We start from the raw sequence: 11,407 nt of genomic DNA on the forward strand, positions 1-11,407 counted from the left end.
CATGAGCATTTTCATCGATAAAAATACCAAGGTGATCTGCCAGGGCTTTACCGGTGCCAATGGTACGTTTCACTCTGAGCAGGCCATTGCCTACGGTACCCAGATGGTGGGTGGTGTAACCCCAGGTAAAGGGGGTAGCACCCATTTGGGTTTGCCGGTGTTTAATACGGTTGCCGAGGCGGTCGCGGCTACCGGTGCCACAGCGACGGTGATCTATGTACCACCACCGTTTGCGGCGGATGCCATCATGGAAGCGGCGGCGGCGGATCTGGATCTGGCGATCTGCATCACCGAAGGCATTCCGGTGTTGGATATGATGAAAGTCAAGCGCTACCTTGAGGGACGCAAGACCCGTCTGGTGGGGCCCAACTGCCCGGGTGTTATTACGCCGGATGCCTGTAAGATTGGCATCATGCCCGGTCACATTCACAAGCGTGGCTCGGTGGGTGTGGTCTCCCGTTCCGGGACCTTGACCTACGAAGCGGTGGCTCAAACCACCGCCATTGGCTTAGGTCAGAGCACCTGCGTGGGGATTGGTGGTGATCCCATTAACGGCACCAACTTCATCGACTGCCTAGAGCGGTTCAATGAGGATGACGAGACCGAAGTGGTGGTGATGATCGGTGAAATTGGCGGTACTGCTGAAGAAGAGGCAGCCGCTTGGATTAAAGCCCATATGAAAAAACCGGTGGTTGGATTTATTGCCGGTTCGACGGCCCCCCCGGGCAAGCGTATGGGTCATGCTGGTGCTATTATCTCCGGTGGTAAAGGTACCGCCGCTGAGAAGTTTGCCGCGCTCGAAGCAGCCGGCGTTTTCATCGCCCAATCTCCTTCTGCGATCGGAGAGACGGTGAAAAAAGCCTTGGGACAATAGCTGTCCCAGACTTACAAAGGGGCCGCCCATGGGGGCGGTCCCTGAAACAACCCAAGGGGAGTTTCCATGGAGAAGAAAGATCTGATTATCCGCGTGGCAGGTGAGGGGGGGGAAGGTATCATCTCCTCCGGTGACTTCATTGCTGCCGCATGTGCGCGGGCTGGTTTGGAGGTCTACACCTTTAAAACCTTCCCGGCGGAAATCAAGGGCGGGTACGCAATGTATCAAGTCCGTGCCAGTAGCGAGAAGCTCTATTGTCAGGGTGACACCTTTGACGTGTTCTGCGCCTTTAATGGCGAAGCTTATGAGCAGAACAAAGATAAGATTAAACCCGGCACCGCTTTTGTCTATGACTATCCAGGCGGTGATTTTGAACCTGACGAGATCCCTGAGGGTGTGTTTGCATACCCGATCCCCATGTCACAAACAGCGAAGGAAATGAAATCCTACCGCTCCAAAAACATGGTGGCTCTGGGTGCTCTGTCGGAGTTGTTTAACATCTCAGAGAACACGCTTAAAGAGGTGTTGAGCGACAAGTTTGGTAAAAAAGGCGAAGAGGTTTTGGCGTTCAACCTAGAAGCTTTTGATAAGGGTAAAGCGCTGGCAAAGGCTCTCACCAAAGCGGATCCTTTCCGTGTGGCGGATCCGCAAGAGCCTAAAGATGTGATCATCATGGCGGGTAACGATGCCGTGGGTCTGGGTGGCATTTTGGGTGGCTTGGAGTTTTTCTCTGCCTATCCCATTACCCCCGCGACCGAGGTGGCCAAGTATGTGGCGACTCACCTGCCTAAGTGTGGTGGGGATTTGGTGCAGGCTGAGGATGAGATCGCCTCTATCGCGCAGGTGTTGGGTGCCTCTTATGCGGGTAAAAAATCCATGACTGCCACCTCTGGTCCTGGTCTGGCGCTCATGTCCGAGATGTTGGGCATGGCCCACATGTCTGAGACCCCCTGTCTGGTGGTGGATGTGCAACGTGGTGGTCCATCCACGGGTCTGCCCACTAAGCATGAGCAGTCGGATCTGTTTTTGGCCATTCATGGTGGTCATGGCGACTCCCCGCGTATTGTGCTCTCGGTGGAAGATGTGAAAGATTGCATCAGCATGACTGTGGACGGTCTGAATTTGGCTGAGAAATATCAGGCCCCCGTGATTGTGCTCTCCGACGGCTCTCTGGCCTTCTCTACGCAGACCATTCCCCGCCCTAAACCCGAAGATTTTACCATCATCAATCGTAAAACCTGGGATGGCCAAGGCACCTATAAGCGTTATGAGTTAACCGAAGATAACATCTCCCCGATGGCGGCTCCCGGTACCCCTAATGCCAAGCACATTGCCACGGGTCTGGAGCATGGTGAAACGGGTGCGCCCAACTATTCGCCTGCCAACCATGAGTTGATGCATCGCAAGCGCTTCAACAAGCAAAACTCTGTGTTAGATTTTTATAAAAACATGGAAGTTGAGGGGGTTGAGGGCGAAGCGGATGTGGGCATTATCACTTGGGGTTCCACCATCGGGGTGGTGCGTGAGGCGATGCAACGTTTGACCGCAGAGGGGCTGAAGGTCAAGGCGATGTATCCCAAATTGCTGTGGCCAATGCCGGTTGCGGACTATGATGCCTTTGGTGCCACCTGTAAAAAGGTGATTGTCCCTGAGGTCAACTTCCAGGGGCAGCTTTCCCACTTTATCCGTGCGGAAACGTCCATTAAGCCCATTCCTTACACGATCTGTGGCGGTTTGCCGTTCACACCTGAGATGATTGTGAACCGGGTTAAGGAGGAGATCCAATGACTGTCGAAGCCTTCCACAAGATGGAAAATATGAAGCCCAAGGACTACAAGTCCGAGGTTCCCACCACATGGTGCCCAGGTTGTGGCCACTTTGGTATTCTGAACGGTGTCTACCGTGCGATGGCAGAGTTGGGCATTGACTCAACCAAATTTGCCGCCATTTCCGGTATTGGCTGCTCGTCACGTATGCCATACTTCGTTGACTCCTACAAAATGCACACCCTGCACGGTCGTGCTGGTGCGGTGGCAACGGGTACCCAGGTTGCGCGTCCTGATCTGTGCGTGGTGGTGGCGGGTGGTGATGGCGATGGTTTCTCCATCGGTGGTGGTCACATGCCCCACATGGCGCGTAAAAATGTCAACATGACCTACGTGCTCATGGATAATGGGATCTATGGTTTGACCAAGGGTCAATACTCTCCGACCTCGCGTCCAGAGATGACGGCCTATACCACCCCTTATGGTGGTCCTGAGAATCCCATGAACCCGCTGCTCTACATGCTCACCTATGGTGCGACCTATGTGGCCCAGGCTTTTGCCGGCAAGCCCAAGGATTGTGCGGAGTTGATCAAGGGTGCCATGGAGCATGAAGGGTTTGCTTATGTGAACATCTTCTCTCAGTGCCCCACCTTTAACAAAATTGACACGGTGGATTTCTATCGTGATCTGGTAGAGCCTATCCCTGAGGATCATGATACTTCCGATCTTGGGGCCGCGATGGAGTTGGCTCGTCGTCCGGGTGGTAAAGCCCCGACTGGCCTGTTGTACAAAACTTCAGCACCAACCTTGGACCAGAACTTGGCCAAAATTCGTGAGCGCCTTGGTGGTCACGTGGGCTATGATAAGAACAAGATCATTGCCCTGGCAAAGCCGTAATACATAGGGGAAACCGCGTGAAAACCCGTTTCGAAAGCCGTGAGGCGCTTATTGCTGAACACGGCAAACAAGGAACGTTGGTGGACTCGGATCTTAGTTTCCTCGATTTAAGTGGCATGGACCTGGCGGGGATGGATCTCGCCGGGTCCACCCTTTCTGGGGCGCTACTGCAAGGCACCAACCTCTCCGGTTGCAACTTGGCCAATATCTTTGTGCAAGAGAGTGACTTCAGCGGTGTCATCATCGAGGAGGCCAATCTACAGAATGCCTTCTTCCAGCGTGTGACCATGCCCGGTGCCTCCTTCCGGGGTAGCAATCTCCATCATGCACGTATCCTGATTTGTGACTTACAAGGCTCCAACTTGAGTGGGGCCGACTTTAGCGATGCGGATATGCAGGGCAGCGACTGCTCTGGTTGTGACTTTAGTGACAGCTTGTTGGTTGATCTTACTCTGCGCGGGGGCACCTTGACCGATGCCAAATTTGAACGCTGTGATATGCGTAGGGTTGATTTACGAAAAACCAACCTGCATGATGCTACGTATACCGATGTTCAAACAGATGGTGCCCTCTTTTACGGGAAATCCCCATGGGATCGACAACTGTCCCATGAGACAAATCTCAAGGAGAAGATGGTCACCTTTGACGGCGAGTAGGTTTTACGATGCCTGGTGATGACACGGACCGACAGCATACTCTGGAACAGTTAAAACGGCGCGTGACCTACGAGGTGACGCGCCGTTCTATGTTTGAGGCGGAGCTTTTGTTCCAACGTTTTTTAGATGCTGAAATCAGTAAATTTGATGAAACGCTATGCGAAGCGTTTTTGAATCTGCTAGTCTATCCCGATGCAGATCTGTTGGATTGGATGGCGGGCATTAAAGAGCCACCAGTTGGGGTGGATCTGCAACTGTTACAGAGGATAAACCACCATTGGCCACATGCCGGCAAAGAGTCGGTTTAAGGGTGCGTTTTTTCGACTATATTGAGCGGAGATAATGGTATGAAGGTTGTTTTAATGGGCCCTCCTGGGGCGGGTAAAGGCACTCAGGCGCGCAAGATCTCAGAAAAGTATGGCATTCCCCAGCTTTCTACGGGTGACATGCTGCGCGCGGCGGTGGCTGCGGGTAGTGAAGTTGGCCTCAGGGCTAAAGCAGCCATGGAGAGCGGCTCTCTGGTAACAGATGAGATTGTATTGGGTATTATTCAGGATCGTACCGACGAGGCCGATTGTGATCAGGGGTATTTATTGGACGGTTTTCCCCGTACACTGGCCCAGGCGGAGGGGTTGGATGCGATGCTGGCTAAGCGCAACCAGTCGATTGATGTGGTGATCGACATCAAGGTCGAAGATGAGCCGCTGGTAGCCCGTATTACAGGCCGCAGCAGCTGTGAAAAGTGCGGGGAGGGGTATCACGATAGTTTTAAACCCTCGGCACAACCCAACGTATGCGATAAATGCTCCGGTACCCTCAAACGGCGTGCCGACGATAATGCCGATACGGTTCGTAACCGCTTGGAAGTTTACCATAAACAGACCGCTCCGCTGATTGGCTATTATGACGCCAAAGGGCTGCTTAAAGAGGTAGATGGCATGCAGGAGATGGGTAAGGTGTTGGAGGATCTGTGTGCCATATTAGGCTAGATAAAAGAGAGAGAAGACGCCCTGCTGTGCAGGGGTCTTCTCTGTTTATTGAGGTGAAGGTACCACTTGGGTAAAGCGATTAATTTTGGATAGGTTGAAAAGAGTCGTGATTTAAGTTCGCCATTTATCGGTGGAAAAGAGACCGATGCAAGCAGGGTAAGGCTCTGCTTCGTTAAGAGCGGGCAACACGGTCGAGTGATAAGCCAGGAACGTTCATTTTGCTGGCTGACAATCTTGTTCAGTGCTTTGAGGAGGAAGGATATGGGAGATTTTAATGCAGTGGCGTTGGTGCTCTCAATCATTGCTGGGGGTGCAGCAATTGTTTGGGCCTACCAAAAGAGAGCCTGGATTTTAACCCTGCCTGCTGGCAATGAGAAGATGCAAGCCATCTCTGGTGCCATTGAGGAGGGGGCGCATGCCTATTTAAAACGGCAGTATGAGACCATTACCTATGTGGGCATGGTGTTGTTTGTGCTGGTTGCATTTACCTTGGATTGGTTAACAGCCGTGGGTTTTGCCATTGGTGCCATTCTTTCGGGTATGGCGGGCTATTTTGGTATGAGCATCTCGGTTAAAGCCAATGTGCGTACCGCTGAACAGGCCCGCAAGGGGCTTGATCAAGCTTTGCAGGTTGCCTTTAACGGTGGGGCCATTACCGGCATGTTGGTGGTTGGATTGGGGTTACTCGGGGTTACCTTGTTTGTCGCCTATTTGCTGCTGAGTGCCGATGCGACACATACCATGTCACAAGCGTTAAAACCCTTAATGGGGCTCGCCTTTGGTGGTTCGTTGATCTCTATTTTTGCCCGTTTAGGGGGAGGAATTTTTACCAAAGGGGCCGATGTTGGGGCCGATTTGGTGGGTAAGGTTGAGGCGGGCATTCCCGAGGATGATCCCCGTAACCCTGCGGTTATTGCCGATAATGTGGGGGACAATGTGGGGGATTGCGCCGGTATGGCCGCAGACCTGTTTGAAACCTATGCGGTGACGGTGGTTGCCACCATTTTGTTGGGCGTATTATTGATGCCTACCTTTGGAAATGTGGTGATCTATCCGCTAACTTTAGGCGCGGCCTCCATTGTGGGCTCCATTGTGGGGGTACGGTTTGTTCACTCCACGCCGGGTATGAGCAATGTGATGCCTGCCCTTTATAAAGGGCTTGGGGTCGCGGCGGCGGTTTCTGCGCTGCTGTTTTTGCCGGTTACTGTGTGGTTGATGGCGGGCAATCCGCTGGGTATCTCTTCGGGTTCGCTCTATCTTTCGGCCTTAATTGGTATTGTCTTAACCGGTGCCATGGTGGGCATTACAGAATATTATACGGGCACGGAGTTTAGCCCGGTGCAGCGCATTGCTAAGGCATCGGAGACCGGTCACGCGACCAATATTATCTCCGGTTTGGGTATCTCCATGAAAGCCACTGCGGCTCCGGTGATTGCAGTTTGTGTGGCGATTTATGCTTCCCATGCTTTGGCGGGGCTCTATGGTATTGCCATAGCGGCGACGGCGATGCTCTCGATGACCGGTATTATTGTTGCGTTGGACGCGTATGGTCCGATCACCGATAATGCGGGTGGTATTGCCGAAATGGCACAAATGCCGGAAGAGGTGCGTGCCATTACCGACCCGTTGGATGCCGTGGGCAACACCACCAAAGCGGTGACCAAGGGTTATGCCATTGGTTCGGCGGGTTTGGCGGCCTTGGTGCTGTTTGCCGACTATACCCATGAGCTATCGCACTTTACCAAGGATGTCACCTTTGACCTTTCCAACCATATGGTGATTATTGGTCTGTTTCTTGGTGGTCTGCTGCCTTATCTGTTTGCAGCGATGGGTATGGAAGCGGTGGGTCGGGCAGCCGGTAGTGTGGTGGTGGAAGTGCGTCGTCAATTTCATGAAATTCCAGGCATTATGGAGGGCAGCCATAAGCCGGACTATTCGCGGGCGGTGGATCTGCTTACCCAAGCGGCGATTAAGGAGATGGTTATCCCCTCTTTGTTACCGGTGTTGGCGCCCATTTTGGTTGGTGTACTATTAGGGCCGCAAGCACTGGGTGGTCTGCTTATGGGGACCATTATCACGGGTATTTTTGTGGCGATCTCCATGACCACCGGTGGTGGGGCTTGGGACAACGCCAAAAAATATATTGAGGATGGCCACTGTGGGGGTAAAAATTCTGAGGCGCATAAGGCTTCGGTTACGGGGGATACGGTGGGCGATCCCTATAAAGATACCGCTGGGCCTGCGGTGAACCCCATGATCAAGATTGCCAATATTGTGGCCTTAATGATTGTGGGTATGATCGTCTAAAGGGCGGTTAGCATTGCGTATAAAAGGGTCGCTCAAACTTGGGCGACCCTCTTATATGGGCTTAAACATGCGTTGGACTTGGTGTTGGGGATGGGGCTCCAGAAGCGCGACCTGGGGCAGGGGGTGGGGTAATACGGCTGCGTGGCGTTCGAGACAAAGCGCGCATGGGCAAACGCACATGATGGCGCACCTTCTTGTGTTGTAAACGTTATATGGGGAGGGTGCGGGTGGGTGGGGGGGCGGCCTACCCCCACAGTGCGGATGTGTGCACGGGTGGTCGATCAGCTAAAAATAGGCTTATATTCCAATGACTGCGTTGGTTTGTTGAAGGTATTGCGGTGGAAGATAGAAAAAAAAGCGTGCTTTTTTGAAAAAAGGCTCATAAGTGAGGGCAAGTTGGTCGATATGGAGAGACAAGGGAAGAGGGCTTGTTCATATCTACCTGCGAAACTAAAAAAAAAGGTGCAGGGGGTCGCAACTTAGAAGGGGTCGACTCATGAGCCAGTCCTTTGTTATATCACTGAACAGAAGTCGTTCAAAAGCAGCCGAAGGCAAAATTGCCAGCAGCAACAAGCAGGAGTCCAGGAAAAACCATGAAATGACCATCAAGAAAGCGGTTGAAGGAGAGTCTAAAACCTCTTCAGCAACCAAAGGGTTCGCCAAAAAGGCTTACTCTTTATCTCTTTCTGCGGGGGCACTTTCGCGGGGACCTTGGTATCCTAAGCCTCAGTAAGTGGCGGAGTATGGCTCGCCTCAGAACCGGCTGCGTCATGCCCTGAAGCGCGTCTGCGCTTCAGGGCTGGCGTGCCCCCGCCGTCTGGATTTGCCCTCTGCATCTACGTGATGCGCTGTTGGTTGGTTAAGTTTTCCTAAGTCGTCGCAATACCACGTCAAAATATCTGCTCATGCCGTCCCATCTGGGCTTTTCTCTCCGGTCGGTTATCCTCTAAAATTTTTCTTGGGTTTGTTGCCGTGATTTTCCCCATTTTGGCCGCTGCTCTGCATGGAGAAACGGCTATTTTATGGGGCACTCCCAGGTAAGATCGTCAGGGTATGGCAACAAGGCCGCTCTTTTTGTTTGTGTGCGCACGATTTGTCGCCTCGCCATGCTGAGAGTCCGTTGACAGTTGCGGGGTTGGCTCTTAGATTGAGACCCTCAATATGCTATTGCTGCACCGCTTATCATGACCGAGACTGCTCCGTTCATGGGAGTGGGGTGGTTGTGTAGGCTTTCGTCTTGTATGAATGGACCGTCCATGGAAGAGTTTCATCGCATTAAACGTTTGCCCCCTTATGTATTTGCCGTTGTTAACGAGCTAAAATACAAGGCAAGAAACCGTGGTGAGGATATTATTGACTTCGGTATGGGCAATCCTGATCAGCCCACGCCCAAGCACATTACCGATAAGTTGATCGAAGCGGTGCAAGATGGACGTAACCATCGCTACTCGCTCTCCCGAGGCATTGGTGGTTTGCGGCGGGCGGTCTGTGCCTATTACAAACGCCGGTTTGGGGTGGATCTGGATCCTGAATCAGAGGCGATTGTCACCATCGGCTCCAAGGAGGGGCTCTCTTCTCTGGCGATGGCGATTACCGAACCGGGTATGAACGTCATTGTGCCGAGTCCCACCTATCCCATCCACGAATACAGTTTTCTCATCGCGGGTGCCCATATCCAACGGGTAAAAATAAGTCGGGATAACGATTTTATCGAGGATATGAAGGTTGCGGTGCGCAACCATTGGCCCCGTGCCCAGGTGTTGGTGGTGAACTTTCCCTCCAACCCCACCGCTCAAGTAGTGGAGCTGGATTTTTACCAAAAGGTGATCGACTTTGCCAAAGAGCATAACATCTGGGTGATCTCGGATGTGGCTTATGCAGAGATCTGCTTTGACGGCTATAAAGCCCCCTCCATTTTGCAAATTCCTGGTGCCAAGGATATTGCGGTGGAGTTCTATTCACTCTCCAAAACCTACAACATGCCGGGTTGGCGGGTGGGTTTTTGCGTGGGCAACCCCCACCTTATTAAAGCGCTGTCGCGGATTAAGTCCTATCTGGATTATGGCATGTTTCAGCCGATCCAGATCGCCGCCACCGTGGCACTCAACGGCCCCCAGGATTGTGTGGCCGAGATCAATGAAATCTACCGTCAACGCCGCAATGTGTTGATTGATGGTTTGGCTCGGGCTGGTTGGGCGATTGAGCGCCCCAAGGCCTCCATGTTTGTTTGGGCTGAGATCCCCGATGAGTTTAAGGCCATGGGCTCCTTGGAGTTTTCCAAACTGCTGCTTAAAGAGGCCAAAGTGGCGGTAAGCCCAGGTGTCGGTTTTGGGGTGTATGGGGATGATCATGTGCGCATTGCGCTCATTGAAAACGAGCATCGCACCCGCCAAGCGCTGCGCAGTATGCGGCGCTTCTTAAGTGCCGGCTCTGACGTGGCGGGTGATTGAGTTTTGAGAAAAGGCCGGGTCTGGCTGGTGCGGCAGCAGCTGCCCCCTTGGGTGTGGGCAGAACATCAATAAGAACAATCCTTAGCAAAGGGGTGAACAGGTGAAAGCTTTACGCGTAGGCGTTATGGGGTATGGCACGGTTGGGCGTGGCGTAGTGCGTATGTTGTTGGATCATGCCGACCTGCTGGAGGCCCGAACCGGTTGTGCGGTAACCCTACGTTATATTGCCGACCATAATACCGAGAGTGACCGAGGTGTGGTATTGCCAGAGACGGTTACGCTGCTAAACGATGCCCATAAAATGATCGAGTCCGAGGATGTGGATGTGATCTGCGAATTGATCGGCGGCACCGGTATTGCCAAAACCCTCGTGCTCAAGGCGCTGCAACAGGGTAAACATGTGGTTACGGCCAACAAGGCGCTCATTGCCACCCATGGCAATGAGCTGATTGCCGCTGCCGATGCCTCGGGCGTAGAGCTGATGTTTGAAGCCTCTACAGCGGGCACCATCCCCATCATTAAATCCCTGCGTGAGGCGCTGGCGGGTAATGAGATCCGGGAGATTTATGGCATTCTTAATGGCACCTGTAATTACATTCTTACCGAGATGCGCGAGAAGGGGTTGCCCTTTGAGACGGTGTTGGCCGATGCCCAGCAAAAGGGTTATGCCGAGGCTGACCCTACCTTTGATGTCGACGGTATTGATGCCGCCCATAAGCTGACCATTTTAGCCTCCATCGCATTTGGTATGCCGCTCTCTTTTGATGCGGTTTCGGTGGAAGGCATTCGGCATGTCTCTGCGGTGGATATTGCTTGGGCCACGGAGATGGGCTATCGCATTAAACTGCTGGGCATTGCCAAGCGTTGCGATGGTAAGGTGCAGCTACGTGTGCAGCCGGTGTTGGTTGAAGAGGAGAGCATGCTGGGCGCCGTAGAAGGGGTATTTAATGCGGTGTTTGTCAACAGCGACTTTGCTGGTTCTACCATGTATTATGGGCGTGGCGCTGGCGAGGAGCCTACTGCCAGCGCGGTGGTTTCTGATCTCATTGATATTGCTCGCAATGTGCAAGCAGGGGCGAAGATGCCGCGCATTTATCCCCTCGGTCAGCCTACGGCCCAGCTTAGCATGCCCACCATGTGCCCGGTAGAAGAGATGCGGGATGCCTACTATCTGCGTCTGTCGGTATTGGATAGACCCGGTGTGTTGGCTGATATTACCGCGATCTTAAAAGAGCACCGGGTCTCCATTGATGCCATTGTGCAGAAGGAGCGCTCGCCGGTGGAGCATGTGCCTTTGGTGATTGTGACCCATGAGGTGACAGAGCGGCAGATTTTGGATACCGTGGCGGCCATTGAAAAGATGGATTCGGTCAGTGATAAACCCCGCATGATCCGCATTGAGGATCTTGGAGTGGCCTAGATGCATGGCCTGAGCACTGGGCTAAAGGGTTGGCGTATCATGCTTGAC

General features: G+C 53.0%; 10 protein-coding genes. All 10 read left to right on the plus strand.

Going from position 1 to position 11,407, the window contains the following annotated elements:
• Nucleotide 1 precedes the first annotated feature (1 nt).
• A complete protein-coding gene (gene sucD, locus MMC1_RS08900) occupies nt 2–874 on the plus strand; it encodes a succinate--CoA ligase subunit alpha (RefSeq protein WP_011713404.1) in 873 nt (290 codons plus the stop codon).
• Between the two features lie 66 nt (nt 875–940).
• Nucleotides 941–2,662, plus strand: coding sequence for a 2-oxoacid:acceptor oxidoreductase subunit alpha (locus MMC1_RS08905; RefSeq protein WP_011713405.1), 1,722 nt, complete (start codon nt 941–943; stop codon nt 2,660–2,662).
• Nucleotides 2,659–3,537 carry a 2-oxoacid:ferredoxin oxidoreductase subunit beta gene (locus MMC1_RS08910; RefSeq protein WP_011713406.1) on the plus strand — a complete coding sequence of 293 codons (879 nt, stop codon included), beginning with the start codon at nt 2,659–2,661 and terminating at the stop codon, nt 3,535–3,537. Before MMC1_RS08905 ends, MMC1_RS08910 begins: the two co-directional genes overlap by 4 nt.
• A 17-nt stretch (nt 3,538–3,554) precedes the next feature.
• Entirely contained in the window at nt 3,555–4,193 is a 639-nt protein-coding gene (locus MMC1_RS08915; protein WP_011713407.1) for a pentapeptide repeat-containing protein, read from the plus strand.
• Nucleotides 4,194–4,201: 8 nt separating this feature from the next.
• Entirely contained in the window at nt 4,202–4,501 is a 300-nt protein-coding gene (locus tag MMC1_RS08920) for a succinate dehydrogenase assembly factor 2 (RefSeq protein ID WP_011713408.1), read from the plus strand.
• 39 nt (nt 4,502–4,540) lie between these two features.
• The gene (locus MMC1_RS08925; protein ID WP_011713409.1) at nt 4,541–5,182 is read left to right on the plus strand and encodes an adenylate kinase; all 642 of its coding nucleotides are present in this window, start codon (nt 4,541–4,543) and stop codon (nt 5,180–5,182) included.
• A gap of 261 nt (nt 5,183–5,443) precedes the next feature.
• Nucleotides 5,444–7,489 carry a sodium-translocating pyrophosphatase gene (locus tag MMC1_RS08930; RefSeq protein WP_011713410.1) on the plus strand — a complete coding sequence of 682 codons (2,046 nt, stop codon included), beginning with the start codon at nt 5,444–5,446 and terminating at the stop codon, nt 7,487–7,489.
• Nucleotides 7,490–7,985: 496 nt separating this feature from the next.
• A complete protein-coding gene (locus tag MMC1_RS08940) occupies nt 7,986–8,222 on the plus strand; it encodes a hypothetical protein (RefSeq protein ID WP_041641076.1) in 237 nt (78 codons plus the stop codon).
• 523 nt (nt 8,223–8,745) lie between these two features.
• Entirely contained in the window at nt 8,746–9,939 is a 1,194-nt protein-coding gene (gene alaC, locus MMC1_RS08945) for an alanine transaminase (protein ID WP_041641079.1), read from the plus strand.
• 100 nt (nt 9,940–10,039) lie between these two features.
• Nucleotides 10,040–11,359 carry a homoserine dehydrogenase gene (locus tag MMC1_RS08950; RefSeq protein WP_011713412.1) on the plus strand — a complete coding sequence of 440 codons (1,320 nt, stop codon included), beginning with the start codon at nt 10,040–10,042 and terminating at the stop codon, nt 11,357–11,359.
• The last annotated feature ends 48 nt before the right edge of the window (nt 11,360–11,407 follow it).

The sequence above is a fragment of the Magnetococcus marinus MC-1 genome (genome assembly GCF_000014865.1).
Lineage (GTDB): Bacteria > Pseudomonadota > Magnetococcia > Magnetococcales > Magnetococcaceae > Magnetococcus > Magnetococcus marinus.

Bases quoted from the DNA above. Each gene is read 5' to 3' on its own strand.
- MMC1_RS08905 (WP_011713405.1), top strand. From the start codon at position 941: ATGGAGAAGAAAGATCTGATTATCCGCGTGGCAGGTGAGGGGGGGGAA.
- sucD (WP_011713404.1), top strand. From the start codon at position 2: ATGAGCATTTTCATCGATAAAAATACCAAGGTGATCTGCCAGGGCTTT.
- MMC1_RS08925 (WP_011713409.1), top strand. From the start codon at position 4,541: ATGAAGGTTGTTTTAATGGGCCCTCCTGGGGCGGGTAAAGGCACTCAG.
- MMC1_RS08920 (WP_011713408.1), top strand. From the start codon at position 4,202: ATGCCTGGTGATGACACGGACCGACAGCATACTCTGGAACAGTTAAAA.
- MMC1_RS08910 (WP_011713406.1), top strand. From the start codon at position 2,659: ATGACTGTCGAAGCCTTCCACAAGATGGAAAATATGAAGCCCAAGGAC.
- MMC1_RS08930 (WP_011713410.1), top strand. From the start codon at position 5,444: ATGGGAGATTTTAATGCAGTGGCGTTGGTGCTCTCAATCATTGCTGGG.
- MMC1_RS08940 (WP_041641076.1), top strand. From the start codon at position 7,986: ATGAGCCAGTCCTTTGTTATATCACTGAACAGAAGTCGTTCAAAAGCA.
- alaC (WP_041641079.1), top strand. From the start codon at position 8,746: ATGGAAGAGTTTCATCGCATTAAACGTTTGCCCCCTTATGTATTTGCC.